Annotated in this window: 13 protein-coding genes and 1 pseudogene; 6 read left to right on the top strand and 8 right to left on the bottom strand. The window is 57.3% G+C overall.

All coding sequences use genetic code 11. The annotated features are described in order from the left end of the window. Positions 1-41: 41 nt before the first annotated feature. On the bottom strand, positions 42-458 hold the full coding sequence (locus tag ACYQ15_RS10390; RefSeq protein WP_459937440.1) for a type II toxin-antitoxin system VapC family toxin: 417 nt from the start codon (positions 456-458) through the stop codon (positions 42-44). Between the two features lie 4 nt (positions 459-462). Continuing rightward, positions 463-720, bottom strand: a complete 258-nt coding sequence (locus tag ACYQ15_RS10385; RefSeq protein WP_459937439.1) for a type II toxin-antitoxin system Phd/YefM family antitoxin — start codon at positions 718-720, stop codon at positions 463-465. 195 nt (positions 721-915) lie between these two features. Here ACYQ15_RS10385 and ACYQ15_RS10380 point away from each other — a divergent pair, with 195 nt between their 5' ends. Continuing rightward, positions 916-2,217 carry a mechanosensitive ion channel family protein gene (locus ACYQ15_RS10380; RefSeq protein WP_459937438.1) on the top strand — a complete coding sequence of 434 codons (1,302 nt, stop codon included), beginning with the start codon at positions 916-918 and terminating at the stop codon, positions 2,215-2,217. Positions 2,218-2,253: 36 nt separating this feature from the next. Here ACYQ15_RS10380 and ACYQ15_RS10375 read toward each other — a convergent pair whose 3' ends face one another. Together ACYQ15_RS10375 and ACYQ15_RS10370 are read right to left on the bottom strand one after the other, a co-directional pair. After that, entirely contained in the window at positions 2,254-2,838 is a 585-nt protein-coding gene (locus tag ACYQ15_RS10375; RefSeq protein ID WP_459937437.1) for a hypothetical protein, read from the bottom strand. Between the two features lie 168 nt (positions 2,839-3,006). Then, positions 3,007-4,173: a glycosyltransferase family 4 protein gene (locus tag ACYQ15_RS10370; RefSeq protein ID WP_459937436.1), complete on the bottom strand. Its 1,167-nt coding sequence runs from the start codon at positions 4,171-4,173 to the stop codon at positions 3,007-3,009. 41 nt (positions 4,174-4,214) lie between these two features. Here ACYQ15_RS10370 and ACYQ15_RS10365 point away from each other — a divergent pair, with 41 nt between their 5' ends. From ACYQ15_RS10365 to ACYQ15_RS10355, 3 genes are all read left to right on the top strand, one after another. Continuing rightward, positions 4,215-4,964: a polysaccharide deacetylase family protein gene (locus ACYQ15_RS10365; RefSeq protein WP_459937435.1), complete on the top strand. Its 750-nt coding sequence runs from the start codon at positions 4,215-4,217 to the stop codon at positions 4,962-4,964. 593 nt (positions 4,965-5,557) lie between these two features. Then, a complete protein-coding gene (locus ACYQ15_RS10360; protein WP_459937434.1) occupies positions 5,558-7,162 on the top strand; it encodes an AAA family ATPase in 1,605 nt (534 codons plus the stop codon). Between the two features lie 565 nt (positions 7,163-7,727). After that, complete coding sequence (locus ACYQ15_RS10355) at positions 7,728-9,410, top strand: c-type heme family protein (RefSeq protein ID WP_459937433.1); 1,683 nt, start codon at positions 7,728-7,730, stop codon at positions 9,408-9,410. A gap of 120 nt (positions 9,411-9,530) precedes the next feature. Here the strand turns inward: ACYQ15_RS10355 and rhuM are convergent. The 4 genes and pseudogenes from rhuM to ACYQ15_RS10335 form a co-directional block, all read right to left on the bottom strand. Further along, a pseudogene (gene rhuM, locus ACYQ15_RS10350) lies at positions 9,531-9,764 on the bottom strand (RhuM family protein); the annotation flags it as partial. A gap of 296 nt (positions 9,765-10,060) precedes the next feature. After that, complete coding sequence (locus ACYQ15_RS10345; RefSeq protein ID WP_459937432.1) at positions 10,061-11,665, bottom strand: C69 family dipeptidase; 1,605 nt, start codon at positions 11,663-11,665, stop codon at positions 10,061-10,063. 38 nt (positions 11,666-11,703) lie between these two features. After that, positions 11,704-12,162 (bottom strand): type VII toxin-antitoxin system HepT family RNase toxin, encoded by a 459-nt coding sequence (gene hepT / locus ACYQ15_RS10340; protein WP_459937431.1) that lies wholly within the window; start codon positions 12,160-12,162, stop codon positions 11,704-11,706. Beyond that, positions 12,159-12,656, bottom strand: coding sequence for a nucleotidyltransferase domain-containing protein (locus ACYQ15_RS10335; RefSeq protein WP_459937430.1), 498 nt, complete (start codon positions 12,654-12,656; stop codon positions 12,159-12,161). The genes hepT and ACYQ15_RS10335 overlap by 4 nt, the downstream gene beginning before the upstream one ends. Before the next feature lie 539 nt (positions 12,657-13,195). On the opposite strand from ACYQ15_RS10335, the gene ACYQ15_RS10330 reads away from it, so the two are divergent. Both ACYQ15_RS10330 and ACYQ15_RS10325 read left to right on the top strand, forming a co-directional pair. Beyond that, positions 13,196-14,629, top strand: coding sequence for a TolC family protein (locus ACYQ15_RS10330; RefSeq protein ID WP_459937429.1), 1,434 nt, complete (start codon positions 13,196-13,198; stop codon positions 14,627-14,629). Further along, entirely contained in the window at positions 14,571-16,025 is a 1,455-nt protein-coding gene (locus ACYQ15_RS10325; RefSeq protein WP_459937428.1) for a multicopper oxidase family protein, read from the top strand. Before ACYQ15_RS10330 ends, ACYQ15_RS10325 begins: the two co-directional genes overlap by 59 nt. Positions 16,026-16,133 lie beyond the last annotated feature (108 nt).

The raw sequence follows: 16,133 nt of genomic DNA, 5'->3' as shown, positions 1-16,133 counted from the left end.
TGGTTATAATGTCAGGGATCTGAAAGCATGCTCTTGGAAGGTTAAGCGTTCGAGCTGAACGTAAATGGATTGAAGATGTTGATCTCAAACGACTCGAAGTCGACGGTATTGCGGGTCACGACCGTCAGTCCATGAACAGCGGCGATAGCGGCGATCATCGCATCTTCGTAAAGAGTATCGGATTTCCTGTGCATGAATTTTGCCCAACATCGAAATGCAGGGCCGTCCATTGGCAGGATATTGTAGGTAGCAGCGACGAGATCAAGCCACGCCTCAATTTCGTTGGCTTTCGACAAATTCTGTTTACGGGTCAGCTCAATGCCGGCCTGGATCTCGCCGATGGTCACCGAAGAAAGGTGCAGGCCGGTATCGTCAACGGTTTCAAGCCATGCGAGGACAGCGTCATGTGGGCGGGGCTTCCGCAATTCAGAGACGACATTAGTGTCGAGCAGGTACATGACATTACCAGGAGTCCGAAATTTTCCGTCTTGCTCGTTGACCTCTTTCCGGAACAAGCATTTCGGTGCGGGCGGAGTCAGTGAGTAAAAGTTGCTTCAGCGAGGGATGAGACGCGGCCCTGAGACGTTGCCATTCCTTGATGGGCACCAGGACAGCGGTTTCCACACCGCGTCGAGTAATGAGTTGGGGACCTTCGGCAATACAGGCATTTAGAAATTCGCTGAATCGCGTCTCAGCATCATGAACGGGCCAAGTTTGCATCGGAATATCCTCCAAATAGAAGCGTAAACTATCAGTAACTCGTCAGACACCAATTTATGACTTGTCCAGGTCGTGGTCAAACATCCAGTCCTGGCTATACCGATATAACGGGATTATAGTTGTATTTGATTGCAAGGATCAGATTGATTCACTTCTTGACCACCGGAATTGGCTTTTGTTTCCCGAGGAACGGCAATGCAATTCAGACCTACAACTTCAAGCCGGGAAAACGTTATCCGGAGCCGTCGTCCGCGCCGCCAGGGGCGAGGCAGGATGCGTCGGCGCCGTCCGGGCGATCCTCTGGCAGGCGCCAGAGGGCGATTACGACATTTCCGGCAGGCAACGCTTCTTGCGGTGGCCATCACCAGCCTTCTGCTGCTACTGATCGCCCCGTGGGAAGCCGGTCTCGCCGTTGATGCCGAAGAACCATCTCCGGCATCTGAAACCGTTTCCCCTGCCTTTGCCGAAAATCAGAACTTGTCTCCGAACCGGGAAGGGCAAAGCCCGGAGCCCACCGAACCCATCGGCCAGGCCGCGGCGGAAGAGGCGGCTCGGACCCTGGAGGCGCTCTGGGAGGGGCTGTACAGCAATCTCCCCAAGTTCCTGGTGGTCCTGGGCGTTGTGGCCGTGGCCTGGATCCTGGTGCGGATTGTCCGTCCGCTTTTGCGCAGGACCCTCAAGCGCTGGGAAAAGGCCAATGCCGTTGTGGCGCTCTTCGGCATCGTCATCTGGATTTTCGCCGCCGGAATATCCCTCAGCGTCCTGGCCGGCGACATCAGGGCCCTGGTCGGCTCCCTTGGTTTGATCGGTCTGGCCTTGTCCTGGGCCCTGCAGACGCCCATCGAAAGCTTCAGCGGCTGGCTACTCAACTCCTTCAAGGGATATTACCGCGTGGGGGACCGGGTGGCGGTGGGAGATGTGTTCGGCGACGTCTATCAGATTGATTATCTCACGACCACGGTCTGGGAGATCGGGTCCCCGGCCCGGGGCGGATTCGTTCAGGCCGAACAGCCCACCGGCCGGCTGATCACTTTTCCCAACAACGAGGTGCTGGCCGGGACCGTGGTCAACCTGACCCGTGATTTTCCGTATGTCTGGGACGAACTGACCGTGCCCCTGGCCAATGAATCGGACCTCGGCCTCGGGATGCGCGTCCTGACCGATGTGGCCCGTGAGTTGCTGGAACCGCACATGTCCAGCCCCGCTCATCACTACGCCGAGATTCTGAAAAAAGCCGGCCTGGAGGTGGGCGGCGTGACTGAAGAGCCCAGAGTTTTCGTCTCCATGAACGAATCCTGGACGGACCTGACCATCCGCTACCTGGTCAGCGCCCGCCAACGTCGCAAATGGAAGAGCGAGCTGACCGTGCGGGTCATGGCCGAGCTGAAGAAAGAAAAGTACGCGGACCGCCTGATCAGCGTCTATCCGCGCAGGCAGGTCCAGTTCATCGGACCGGATGGCCAGGCGGTTCAGGATCGACCTGTCCGCTGGACATGAACATGAGGTGACTGCTCCAGAAAGATTGGCGGGGTGCTATAAAGCCATGTCCGAACCGGAAATCGGGGCCGGTTCTTTCCTTTTGCTCCTGCCTGGCAAAGAATGCCAGCAATCTCCGCAAACTCTATAAACCACGGGAATTTCTCCGCATGTATCGGCATGCCGCGGACATGGCTCCTCCCAACGATTCCCTTGCTTGATGCGGCCACAAAAGCTGCACCGCAACAAGATTTTGCTCAAGGCTTTTTCCGCTCCGAAGCGGATGGACACGGGAATGCTGCGCTCTTCAATGGCCAGGAGTTGATGCTCGATGCGGAGAATGCCGCCGGAGCTCGGGATCAGTGTCATCCGCATGAACCTTTTCATTGTTGGAGAATCGCAGCGATAGGGACGCTCCAAATCGGTTCCGCGAACCCTCGCGAGCTGGAAAATCGTGTTCAGCCACATCCGGGATGCATCACCGGTGACGAAATCCCAGATCTGCCGTCCGAGAACGTTCTCGGTTCGAAGATTGACGCCGTTGTTTTGTTCCGCAAAGTCGTCCCAGGCGCCGCTGACCCCGATTAGTCGGTCCTGGCCATCGAGTGAGTATTCGGTTCTCAAATCGTGAGGCTGTTCCATTGCTCACCTGCACTATGACGTTGCGTTAGGTTTGGCATTCCTGCTTCGGCGCGGTTGCAACATTTCGCCCTGCTTCTGGCGCTGACGTCGACATCCTCACGATCCCGTCTTCAATGCCGCGCATTTCGGACTTCATTACGCCACTATCAGCAGATGGCTGGAATGTGCTCATGTTGGCTGCGCGGCTTCCGGTGCGTACGTGGGGGCGGTGATGCCTCGGACCTGTTTGACGGCTTCGGCATATGACGCGAGAGTCTTGTGCATGGTCTGGTCCAGGGTTCCCTGCTCACGGAGCAGGGCGTGGCCGTTTTCGGCCAGGGTGGTTCGCAGGCCGGGATTGTCTGCCAGAAGTTCGATTTGACGGGCGAGATCATCCGGGTTGCCCGCTTCGGACAACAGGCCCGTCCGGGCGTGGCGGACCCGTTCCGGAATGCCGCCGACATTCGTTGCCACGACGGCGGTCCGGCAGGACATGGCTTCGGCAATGGCCAAACCCTGGGCCTCGTAGCGCGAAGGTTGGACAAAGATGTCCAGCGCGCAGAGAATTTCCGGAATATCCTCGCGATAATCCAAATGCACGATGGAATTGGCCAAGTCGAGGCTGCCGCAGCATTGGCGGATGGTTTCCCGCACATCCGCGAGGACGGAGCGGGAATCGTTGGTGGGCGAGCCGACCATGACGAACTTGCAGTCGGTTCTTTTGGCCAGTAGTAATTTCACGGCCCGCAGAAAAAGGTGATGTCCTTTTTCCGGGCGCAGCATGGAGACCATCCCCACCAGGACCTGATCGTCCCTGACCTGCAGTTTTTCCCGGAACGGGCGTCCGTCATGGCGGGGATGATATTTCGCGACATCAACGCCGTCCGGAATGATGTCGATCCTGTCCGGGGCAAAGCCGAACTCGGCGTTCAGGGTACGTTGGAGCGTCGTGGTCGGGCAGATGATCCGATGACAGAAAAGGCGGTAGCTCAGTCGCGTGGACAATTTTTGGCTGCCGCTGACATGAATGTTCTGCATGCGCACCGTGGGCAGTCCCCCCAGTTTCATGGCAGCGCAGAGATAGGCGTCCACGCCGGTATGGATGTTCAGGACGTCCGGACCGAATCGGCGGGCGATACGCCGCAAGCTCAAGGCCGCGGCAACGTTGTGCCGCTTGCGCATCCGCAAGGCCTGTACGGGCAGGCCCCTGCCGCGGCCGACCATGTAAAGCCGCGAATCCGGTTCACAGACCAGAAGGACTTCATGCCCGTTCCGGCCCAGCCACTCCATTTCCGTCAGCAAACGGGATTCCTTGCCTCCCCAGTTGCGTCCGGCATTGACATGCAGGATGCGCACAACCTCTACTCCTTTGGATGCCCGATTCCAGGCATAAAGTTATGATCAAAAACTACACCTCGCTCAACCGGATGCGCGATTTGTTTCAAACCGGCCTCCCGGTCCTGACCTACCACCAGATCCGTTCCTGCCCATGGAAAGCCCGTATTCGTGGACTGTACGTCAGTCCGAGAATACTCGACCGTCAGCTCACGGAACTGAAGAATGCGGGATTCTCTTTTGTCGATCTACCTGCCCGGTTTGCTCCGCATAACGATCAAAAAAAAATTGTGCTGACCTTTGACGACGGCTATGGCAATGTGTTGGAAAATGCCGTACCGATTCTCAAACGGCATCAGGCGACGGCCATGCTCTATGTCGTGGCCGGCATGATCGGCAAGACCAATGTATGGGATACAGTGCACGGGGAAGTCGTCGGTTCGTTGATGAGCAAGGAACAGATCCGGGAGTGGCTGGATCTGGGCTTCCAGATCGGCTCGCATACAATGACCCATCCCCACCTGAGTGCAATCCCGCAACGCCAAGCAATGCAGGAAATCGACGGCTCGCGCAAGATGCTTGAAGACACATTTCAGGTTCCTGTTCTATCCTTTTGCTATCCCTATGGCGAGTATACTCCGTGGATTGTCGAAATTGTGCGGCAGGAGGGATACCAGACAGCTGTCACTCTGGATCCTGGAGTGAATCGCAGTGGTCAGGATCCGTTCCAGATCAAAAGGTTCGGGGTCCGCAGACCGATGAATCCGTTGAAACGGCTGTCGCGTCTGATCCGCGGCAAAGATGCGGAGTGATGGATACCAGAAAATGCAGGAGGGGTAGGAAAAGAAGGGGTAGAAAATAACTGAAGCAGCCTGGACTCGTCACAACTGAAGAGGCCAAGCAGGCGAGTCATTTTTCTGCGTCGGAAAAATGTTGACTCGCCGGTTTTTTCACCATCAAGGCTTTAAATGTTCAGTATTTTGTGCTCCCAAACCTGAAACATGCAAAGGAGCTAGTCATGTACAGTAACGTGCGGCTACCGCTCATCCCTTCCCCAGACTGCCCTCAAGACCATCCCTCAAGGCCGCAAATCAAGGAGCAACCATCTCACGCTCAGCCCATAATGCTTCGTTTTGAAAAGCCGATCGTTTAACCGAGTGAACCAGCTACGCTGGGCCTTGCGGCATTCAACCGGGCAAGCCATATGATTTCTCGCCAACCTTGTCTGGGTTCCCGCTGTCCCATGCGGACAAGGACCACGTTGTACATCTGCTGCAAAAATACGCTGCCATGTTTTTCGTGGAGTCGTGATCCCGCGCCGTTCGGGATTGCGGGCCTTTTCGCTTCCAGGTATCCATATTGATTGCCTTCCAATGCGGAGACCAGTGAACACCAAGGATTCGTCATGGAAAAATTCTTTAACACTTCCGGGCCGATCAAGCCTGAACATCATTACAGCATCCCCCCTTTGCACCGGGTGGACTGGGAAGATATCGCGCATTTGATCCGCTCGGAGCGCTATTTCGTGCTCCATGCACCCCGCCAGACAGGCAAGACGAGTACTCTGCTGGCCATCATGGCCGAGTTGAACCAGGACGGCCGGTTCGCCTGTGCTTATGCCAATATCGAGGGCGCCCAGGCTGCACGGGGTGACGAGATGAAGGGCATGCTCACCGTGTGCGATACCCTTGTGGAATCCATTGCTTTCCACCTGGGAGCGAGTAAACTGAACGATTGGTATAGGGAATTCAGGTCCGACATCACCCCACTGCGTCTGCTCAGCTCGGTTCTGCAATTCTGGTCCCAGCACTCGGCCAAGCCGGTGGTTTTACTCCTGGACGAGGTGGACGCCCTGGTGGGGAACACGCTGATTTCGTTGCTGCGTCAGATTCGGGCCGGCTACAATCAGCGTCCGGCGGCCTTTCCCCAGAGCATCATTCTCTGCGGCGTGCGGGACGTGCGTGATTATCGCATGCATGGCACAGGGGAAGATACCATCACCGGCGGCAGCGCATTCAACATCAAGGCCGAATCCTTGCGCATGGGCAACTTTACTGTTGAGGAAGTCCAGGCCTTGTGGAGACAGCATACAGAGGCCACGGGTCAGATCTTTGCGCCGGAAATTTTCGACGAATTGTGGCTGGACACCCAGGGCCAGCCCTGGCTGGTCAACGCCCTGGGCCATGAGGCGACCTGGAAGGACAAGGCAGCCCGGGACCGGACCCGATCCATCTCCCTGGAGGATTACCGTGCCGCCCGGGAGCGGCTGATCCTGTCCCGGGCCACTCACCTGGATCAGCTCGCGGACAAGCTCAAGGAACCGAGGGTGCGCAAGGTGGTCGCGGCCCTGCTGTCCACGGAGCAGACCGCACTGCGATTGCCCGACGACGATTTGCAGTACGTTGAAGATCTGGGGCTGATCCGCATTCGCCCTCAACTGGCCATCAGCAATCGCATCTACCAGGAGATCATCCCCCGCGAGCTGACCTGGTCCACGCAGGCCATGATCGCTAACCAGGAGACAACCTGGTATGTCGGCCCGGACCACCACCTGGACATGGGCAAGCTATTGGCCGCATTTCAGCAATTCTTCCGGGAAAACGGCGAAAGCTGGGTGGAGCGGTTCGAGTACAAGGAGGCTGGCCCGCAACTGCTGCTTCAGGCCTTTTTGCAACGTGTGCTCAACGGCGGCGGGCGGCTGAACCGGGAATTCGGCCTGGGACGTCGGCGCACCGACCTGCTCCTGGAATGGCCCCTGGACGAGACCAAGATCTTTTTCGGGCCTGTCCAGCGGGTTGTCATCGAGCTGAAACTGCTGCATGCCGACAGAACCCTGGAATCCATTCTTCCCACGGGATTGGAGCAGACCTCGGACTACGCGGACAAGTGCGGGGCGGACGAGGCGCATCTGGTGATCTTCCACCGTAATCCCGGCATGAGCTGGGAAGAACGGATCTGGACGCGACGGGAGCGGTTCGGGAAATGGGATATTGCCGTGTGGGGGTGTTGAGAAGCCAAGCTGAGCCTGGAGTTCATTGACCAAGGCCTGCCCTTTTGACCCGGCGCTGCTCCATTTTCAACCCAGCCGTGCTGAAAGCCCCTCCAAGGTTGAATAACCCAAATGATTCAATTCCAAAAACCTCATTGTCAGGCGCGGACCGGCCACACGTGGAGGGATGTCTTGTTTATGTCGTGGTCACCATCGAGTTTTGGCCATCCAAAGGGAAATACATGATCATTGCATTTGTTGAGGATGTGTAGAGAAGGCGGTTATTCACTTCTCGAGAGACTGGGATCCTCTTGCTTTTCCAGGACGAAACATCATTCTGCATAGATGATGGTGCGTAACAGAAAGGAAGGACGTGCCCGTTATCTCACGACCACGGCCTGGAGAGGCCGGCATGTCCATGAGCCAATTATCTTCAAATTTTCTTGTTTGATGACAAAACCTGCAAAAAAATCTTGAGATAACAAAGAGTAGTGATGGAAGAGGGCGACTTGAGTGGTTTGACAAGTTGCAGGAGTGCCGTGGGAGGACGCCGGCAGAGAATCCGTAGTTGCACCGGGGATTGATAATGCAAACAACAAAACAGGATATCAATTCACCCAAGGGCCTCAAAGCGGGCGGATACGATCTTCATCAGCGGAAGCAGGCTTTCCTGGGGCTGCAGGAGAAGTTTCTGCTCGGCACCTCCTTGATCCTTCTTGCGTTTTGTCTTGGCGGAGCTCTGGCTATTTATTTCTATGAACGTCGTCAGCTCTTGGACAAAGCCTATGCCGAGTCGGAACTGTTCATGTCCGCGGTGGAAGCCAGCAGGGCTTATGTTCTCGAGGAACTGCGGCCCGTGATGTATGAAGTCGTGGGGCATGACTTCTTTGTGCGCGAGGCGATGTCCACGTCCTATGTGGCGCGGGCCTTCGCGGATCGTCTTTCACCGGCTCTGCCCCACATCGAGTATCGTCGGACCTCGATCAATGCCCGCAACCCGAAATATGAGTCACGAGCATCCGAAGTGGAAATGATTGCCTACTTCCGGAAACACCCCGACGAACAGGAATGGCAGGGCATAGTGGATGTGGCGGGGCAGCCGCAATATCGCCGCTTCAAGCCGGTTGTTTTTGAACAGCAGTGTCTGCGCTGCCATGGCGATCCGGCACACGCGCCGCCGGAATTGATCGAGATCTACGGTTCCGGGGGAGGATTTGGTCGCAGTCCCGGGGAATTGGCCGGCGTGATCTCCGTTGGCATACCCGTGGACGCTGCCCTGAGCCAGCTGAAGGAAAGGGCAGTTACCGGATTTCTTATCATTTTTGCGACCTTGTTTTTCATCTTTGTGGCCTTGGGCGTCCTTTTCAACAAGATCGTCGTTTCCTCCCTGCGGGACTTGCTGGTCTCGTTTCAGAAATCGTCAGGCCATCAACAGCAAGAACCGCCTCAAGATGTGTTGAGTCTGCTGGGCGTCAGCTTCAATTCAATGGTGGAAGAGCTGGATGCTTCCAGAGAAAAAATGCAATCGTGGAATACAGCTCTCGAAATCGAGGTGGACCGGGTCAGGCAGCAGCTGGAAAAGGCTCAGGAACAGCTTGTTCATACGGAAAAGATGGCCGCTCTGGGTCGCATGACCGCCAATGTAACCCATGCCATCAGAAATCCGCTGACTGCCGCGGGAGGCTTTGCCCGGCGTATGGAATTGGTTGCCCAAAGTGAAGATGAACGTCGATATGCCAAAATAATCCTGGCTGAACTGCACCGGCTGGAAAGAATGCTGAAGGAACTGCTCATCTTCAGCCGGGAAAAATCTCCTCTCCTGGCGAACCAGTCTCTGACCGACGTGCTTCAAGGTGCATTGAATCGCTATCGTTCCCAAATCAATGAGCGCGGGATTGATCTGCATGCGAACATTGCACCGCTCCCCGCGATATCCATGGATGCGGATCAGGTCGGGATTCTCATGAATCAACTGCTGGACAATGCCCTGGAAGCCCTGCCCGACGGGGGCCGGTTGATCATCACCGCAACGACTGTCGAAAAGGAAAACCGGCAGTGGATTGAGGTGATTGTCGCGGACAATGGTCCGGGCGTGCCGGAGGCCATGGCCGGTGTCCTGTTTGAGCCTTTCGCCACGGCAAAAGATCTCGGCTCCGGCCTGGGGCTGCCCATCTGCAAGAAAATCATCGAGGAGCATGGCGGCTTCATGCAGTTCGACAGCACACCAGGGCAGGGAACACGTTTTTATTTGTACTTCCCCGTCGGGTAGACCTTCTCGCTCAACGGCTTCCAGAGTGCGGGAAAGCAGATCCAGAGCGGCTCGGGCTTCGTCCAACCCGCGTTCGGCCAGACGGCGTTGGTCCAGAGTATATCCTTGCAACAGATGCTGGCGAAGGACCGAGGTGGACCACTGGCGGAAACGGACGCCGCGTTGCGACTTAACCCGGTATCCCACCGAGATAATGACATCCAAGTTGTAGTGCTCCACTTGGTACGTCTTCCCGTCCGCGGCAGTATGTGCAAAAAATGCACATACTACTTCACGGGCCAGTTCTCCCTCGCGAAAGAGGTTGCCGACATGCCGCGTAATGACCGACCGTTCCCGCCCAAAAAGCTTGGCCATCTGCTCTTGGGTCAGCCAAACCGTTTCACCATCCAGGGTCACTTGGACAGGCTTGGTGATATCCGGATCTTCGTAGATGATGATTTCGCTCATGGCTGGGTGACGCTTTCAAAGGCCTGGGCCAGAAGTTTTTGGGGGAGGAGGTTCATGGAGATGAGCTGGTTTTGAGTTGATTCAGTGATCCGAGCATGGTTTTACATATTCTGGCGTGTGTCGGCGGACCTTCTGATAAATGCGCCACCGGATTGCCGATGGCGCATTGGCGGGTGTTGACTTCCCGTGTCGATAACGGCCTCTTACGCTCCGTGAAAATGAAACTTTTGTTCGATGTCCATGATCAGGTCGTAGAACTGTTCGTTGGACAGGCCCTCCATGTTTAATTCCTCGGCAAAGCGGATGATCAGGTCGTCCAGCATTTGTTCCAGGTTCGCCACGGTTTCATCCGTGAAGTCCTGAATCAGAGTCCTGGCTGCGTCACGGTCTTGCCGCCACAGCATGAGGTAGTGATCTTCCATGACGGACTGCCGGGCGGCGAGGTCCTCTTCGAACCGTGCGATGGCCTGATGGGCCGTGGGGGCCAGGCGCGGGTAGTCCTGCAACACCAGGGCCTGCATCCTGCGGGAGCGCCAGAACATGGAATGGTCGTCGATCTGGCCGGTGGCGCCCTGATAGGCGGCGGGCATTTCGGTCAGACCTTTGTAGAAGGGCATATACACGCCCAGATCGGGCATGCCCAGGGCAACGTACTGAATGAACGCAATGTCGCCGGGCAGGTCGGGACGGGTCTGGGTGATGTGGGACAGGGAGGCGCGCATCACGCTGATGGGTCGGTAAGGTTCCTTGGGGTTTTGGTTCATGTAGGGATCGTGGGTTGTGCCCTGGTAGCGGTTGCGCAAGCCGGCGGCCACGTCCTGGACGGTCAGTTTGCGGTTCGGCTGGACAAAGACCGGATACAGTCCATCCACTTGGTCATATTCAATTCCGGAGAAGAGCTTGAGCAGTTCGCGGACCCGAGGATAGTTGTAGGTGTGGTCGTGCTCGCCGTCGCTTACGCAGCAGATGAAGAAATTGAACGTGTCCTCGGATGGATCGAACAGCTTGTTTTCCACCAAAAAGTCCAGGAAGCCTGGGGAAGTCATCACGTTCATGGGATCCTCGAAATCCGCGTTCTGGAAGCGGCCCTGGTTCGCGGAGACGAAATAGCTGTCCGCGGGGAGGCGCTGGGCCAGCCAATGATGGCCGGATGCGGTCTCCAGATACCAGACTTCATTGCGGTCGCTGAGAGCCACGCCGAAACCCTCGCCGGCCCCGGCGGTTTCGATGATTTGGCCCAGCAGGCGGATGCCTTCCCTGGCCGACGCCGCATAGGGCAGGACCACCGAAGTGATGGAGTCTTCGGTCAGTCCGGTGTCGGTTACGTAAGGATCCACGGCCAGGATGGCATCGCTGTTGAAAATGGTTTCCGTGGCCGAGATGGCGACTCCGAAGTCGTTGACTCCAAGCTCCTCGAAGGATGGATTCTGCATTTCCTGGGACTGCCACTTGGGAAAGGCGGTATAACCAAGGGCATTGGGCGGCAGGTTCCAGGTAAAGGCGTTGTCGTTGGCCTGAAAGACGCGGGCCTCCCGGCGTGGAGCATGGCGAACGATGTTCTGGGCGTCTGAAGCGCCAGCATTGTCCTCATTGCGGGCGATGATCAGCGAACCGTCCGCGGTGGCTTCATGGCCCACGAGAATGGTCGTGCAGGCCGGAGCCGGGACGGTCGGAGCGAAAATGAACAGGGCAGTAAGCAGAACAAAAGCCGCAACGCCTGAAACAATCCTTCCTGATGGACAATGCTTGATTTTCATCCGCGTGATCTCCTCAACTTTTGAGATGTTATAGTATTCCAGCCACATCATGTGCCGCTTCCGGCGAAAAGGCCACGGTCTCACGGTCTTCACTGCGTATCTGGAAAAGATTTTTGATGTGCCCGGATCCAGTGCTTCATGGCATCGAGAACGGTTTCCATGTCGCCAGTGTGATGCAGACATATTTCCCAAAGTTCCTCATCGGAAACCTCATGATAAAAATGGACCATGCGATTGCGATATCCGGCCATGACTCGGAACAGACGTGCCTGCTCGTCCGTAATCACCTCGTGGCGGGCCAAGGCCGTTCCGATTTCCTTGTATTCTTCCACGGCAACCCCAAACCCCTTGGCCAGCAGATGTCGGCCCAGGTCCAACAGGGCCTCCAGAGCGCGTCGCAGGCAGGATTCACAGGCCAAGGCATTGCGGGGGTCGGAAAAAAAATGCTCTCTGTCTCCCGAGGGGAGCGCCCGAATCTGGGAGATCATGGTTTCGATCCACTGCACTCGATCAGCTACGACACGTTTCGATAACTCGCCTTTCGTCATTCGTCCCCTCCCAAAATCAGCCCAATCCGCTCTCGGTGGAAAGGCAGAAGATCTCCAGCCCTTCTGAGGATATACAGGTCATACTCATCGGCGTCGTCCTCATCCGCGGCGTAGAGTCGTTCTCCCTGGATGATCGTGGAAGCCAGAAAGGGCGGCGCTTCCGGGAGAACCACCAAATCCACGCGGCCAACATCGAAAAGATCCTCCAGATCAATGGCCAGATCGACCTTTTCCCGTGGGCCGAGGCGCAGTCCTATCCTGGGCAGAACTCCTATGTCCAGATCGGATGGAGTCCGTGCCATGCTCCCGATTTCCCCTTTGGTCCACGCTAAAGCCTCCCGGCTCCGGCTGCCGAAGGCGTACATCACGGTGATGGAAAAACGCTCGCAGATCGCGGCCAGGACCTCGGTCCGCGGCCTGGCCTGCTTATTGGAGTCGGGCTCGGTATCCTGAGAATATCGGCCGACTTCTTCTTTCATCTCCTGTGCGGTCATAAAAAAAATCTCAGTTAAATTCAGAAGTTCAGCCTAGTCTGACCCGGAGGATGGTGAGGAAGGGGTCGTTAGTTGCGGCATGTGCACTTGTCTACTCGCCGGGGCACGGCGCTGCAAGTTAATCTGCCCGTGGGCCATATACCGCAATGAATACAGGTTTTGGCAGATGGATGGAAAAGAGATCGTCGCGAAGTTGAAGATGAGTACGAGCAGGGAGACCCTGAGTACCCATACGAGCCTGACGTTGGTTGCATTCAGTAAAGTGTGTCATAGTTTTTACATGTATATCTTGATTCCGGTTTGTGTGATAATGATGCGGAATCCTCCGATTCATCCGATATTGCCGTATTTGCGAATCTTGCCGTAGTCAGGAAGTGTTCAGGATATTGTCCGGCGAGGTCTTGAACGGTCAGTTGCTCCGAAAATTCGAGACAGTTCCTTGGTAAGGCACTCTGTAATCAACAGGAGCGAGAATGAGGAATGCGTTACGTTTTGTTTTGCTTGTCGCATCCATATTTTCCCTGACGGGATGCGCGAGCGTGCCCGCTGATCGGGGTGCCGGGAGCGTGGCAGGGGTGACCTTGGAGCGGAGCGGATATGTGCTGGAGCTGTCTCCGGATGTTCTTGAACGGCCGCAGTTACAGGGTGTTGCGTTGACCAGGGCCGATGCGGTCCGGCTCGCCCTGACCCACAATCCGGAGCTGCGCAAGTTGTACGCCGAACTTGGGATTGCCTCGGCGGACGTGGCTCAGGCCGCACGGCTGAGCAATCCCCGGTTTTCCGCCTCCATCATGACTTCCAATGAATCCGGCGCGGCCAATCAACTGACTTTTGGTCTGGCCCAGAATTTTGCTGATTTGCTGCTGATCTCCTCACGGCGGCGCATATCGGATGGACAGTTGGAGCGGACAAAAAGCGAGGTCGCCGCCACGGTCCTGGACCTCATCGCCCGCACGGAAGCGGCCTATTATAGGTTGGCCGCGGCACGGGAGGTCGTTCGGATGCGGGAACTTCAGGAAATGGCCTCGGGCCTGTCCTCGGAACTGGCGGGACGGTTCCGGGATGCGGGAAATATTTCCGCGTTGAATTTGAGCATGGAGCAGGCCGCGGCGTCCGAGGCCCGTCTGGCCCTGGTGGATGCCAGGTTGCAGGTGGAGGAGGCCCGGGCTGATCTGAACGCACTGATGGGATTGCATGCCCGGGAAGCAGTCTGGTCCGTGGGCGAAGGGCTTGCCCTGCCGGTACCGGTGGAAGACGATTTGAACGACATCCTGATCCTGGCCCACGAAGGGCGGCTGGAACTCGCGGCCGCCCGCCGGGAGCTGGACTTGCTGGACGATGGCGCAATTCTCGCGCGCCGATTCCGGTATATCGGCGAAGTGGAACTCGGGGTTGAATTGGAACGGGAGACGGATCGCAGCAGACTTTTCGGTCCGTTCATTTCCTTGTCCCTGCCGTTGTTCAGTCAGAATCAGGGCGCGATTCTGCACGCCGACGCGCGCCTGGAGGCGGGACTGGCCCGGCTGCATGCCCTGGAAATCGCCACCAGCAACGAAGTCTTTCTGGCCTATCAACAGGTGCTCGGCGCACGGGAAAAAGTGGTCGAATATCGGGATGTTCTGGTTCCGCAACGCAGCGACATCGTGGAGCGGACCCAGGAACGGTTCAACTTCATGCTGGTCGACGTCTTCGACCTGATCCGCGCCAAGCAGCAAGAGTACGAGGCCTATCACGGCTACGTCGACGCCGTGCGGGATTACTGGCTCGCCAGAACCGAACTGGCGCGGCTGGTGGGAACGGAATTGCCCAGTGGACTGGGCTTCGAACCGGAGCTGATTCGGCTCCCGGAGCTGATGGATCCGGATGAAGCGCCGGAACATGATCACTCTGAACACAATCATGAAAAAACGGATCATGAGCACCATGCTCCGGAAACAGAAAATCACGAACAACACCATCACGGAGGACATTAGCATGGTTTCCCGGCGCAATTTTCTTGTGGGCGCGGGAGCGGGCGCTCTGGCTCATGCATTGATCGGAGCCAAAACGGTTTCCGCCGATGCGTCGCAACATGAACATGCCAGCCATGTCATGGGACAGACAGAGGCGCACGGACAGCGCAACGGGCATGCACGTGTGCATACTCCCAACGGCTGGACCCTGCCCTTCCGGATGAACAACGGGGTCAAGGAGTTTCACCTGGTGGCCGAGAAGATCGACCATGAATTCGCTCCGGGTTGCTGGGCCCATTGCTGGGGCTACAACGGCACCACGCCCGGCCCGACCATCGAGGCGGTGGAGGGGGACCAGGTGCGCATCTACGTGACCAACCTTCTTGGCGAGCCGACATCCGTGCATTGGCACGGATTCAAGCTGCCCAGCGGCATGGACGGCGTGGGCGGTCTGACCCAGCCGCACATCGAGCCTGGAGAGACCTTTGCCTACGAATTCACCCTGCGCCAGCATGGCACCCAGATGTATCATCCGCATGTGGATGAGATGGTCCAGATGGCCATGGGCATGATGGGCATGTTCGTCATTCATCCCCGGGATCCGGCCATCGCTCCTGTGGATCGTGATTTTGTGCTTCTGCTGCACAACTGGGCGCTGCACCCCGGCACCTACCGCCCAGACCCTTCGGTGATGGTGGATTTCGATCTGTGGACCATCAACAGCAAGGTCTTTCCGGCCACGGCGCCCATGGTCGCCCGCACCGGGGAGCGGGTGCGCATTCGGATGGGCAATCTGTCCATGTGGAATCATCCCATGCACTTGCATGGCGTACATTTTTTGGTCACGGGAGGCGACGGCGGACGGTGGCCGCGGAATTTATGGCGTTCGGAAGCCACGGAGATCGTCGGTGTGGGGCAGACCCGGGACATCGAGTTCACCGCCGTACCCGGAGACTGGGCGTTTCATTGCCATATGGCTCATCACACCATGAACCCCATGGCCCATGAAATCGCCAACACCATCGGCGTGGACCAGAGCGGCATCGAGGAACGCATCCGCAAGATCCTGCCGGGCTATATGGCCATGGGCCGCTACGGCATGGCCGATCACCAGGATCATACCGATGCCGGCCACATGCCGGGGCCGGAAAATACCTTGCCCATGTTCATGGGCAAGGGCCCTTTCGGCAACATCGCCATGGGCGGAATGATGAACATATTGAAGGTCCGGGATGAACTCGGTCCCGGAGAATACGGCGATCCCGGCTGGTACGATCATCCGCCGGGGACGGTAGCCTACAAGGTGAGCAGCGATCCGTCATTCGGCAATCCGGTTCGAATGAGGACCGAGCCTGGCCCCGGGAAGTCTACGGACCATGATCAACGCCGAAATGGTCACGTACATGGGGGGCACTGAGCAGCTCAAGGCTTGGAGCAGTGTCATTCAGCCTGGGCCGGGATGGCCGGCGCGTTGACCGTGGGCAGGGGGCGGCTTACGCCTCCTGCCCTTGATTTTCGACGGAAA

This window comes from Desulfonatronum parangueonense, assembly GCF_054656975.1.
Note: the sequence above shows the minus strand (reverse complement) of the source record. Positions and strands in the feature narration are given on the sequence as shown.

Excerpts from the sequence above, each read along its gene's own strand:
- ACYQ15_RS10390 (WP_459937440.1), bottom strand. The coding sequence starts at position 458 with ATGTACCTGCTCGACACTAATGTCGTCTCTGAATTGCGGAAGCCCCGC.
- ACYQ15_RS10335 (WP_459937430.1), bottom strand. The coding sequence starts at position 12,656 with ATGACCGCACAGGAGATGAAAGAAGAAGTCGGCCGATATTCTCAGGAT.
- ACYQ15_RS10355 (WP_459937433.1), top strand. The coding sequence starts at position 7,728 with ATGCAAACAACAAAACAGGATATCAATTCACCCAAGGGCCTCAAAGCG.
- ACYQ15_RS10375 (WP_459937437.1), bottom strand. The coding sequence starts at position 2,838 with ATGGAACAGCCTCACGATTTGAGAACCGAATACTCACTCGATGGCCAG.
- ACYQ15_RS10360 (WP_459937434.1), top strand. The coding sequence starts at position 5,558 with ATGGAAAAATTCTTTAACACTTCCGGGCCGATCAAGCCTGAACATCAT.
- ACYQ15_RS10380 (WP_459937438.1), top strand. The coding sequence starts at position 916 with ATGCAATTCAGACCTACAACTTCAAGCCGGGAAAACGTTATCCGGAGC.
- ACYQ15_RS10325 (WP_459937428.1), top strand. The coding sequence starts at position 14,571 with ATGAGCACCATGCTCCGGAAACAGAAAATCACGAACAACACCATCACG.
- ACYQ15_RS10385 (WP_459937439.1), bottom strand. The coding sequence starts at position 720 with ATGCAAACTTGGCCCGTTCATGATGCTGAGACGCGATTCAGCGAATTT.
- hepT (WP_459937431.1), bottom strand. The coding sequence starts at position 12,162 with ATGACGAAAGGCGAGTTATCGAAACGTGTCGTAGCTGATCGAGTGCAG.
- ACYQ15_RS10365 (WP_459937435.1), top strand. The coding sequence starts at position 4,215 with ATGATCAAAAACTACACCTCGCTCAACCGGATGCGCGATTTGTTTCAA.
- ACYQ15_RS10345 (WP_459937432.1), bottom strand. The coding sequence starts at position 11,665 with ATGATGTGGCTGGAATACTATAACATCTCAAAAGTTGAGGAGATCACG.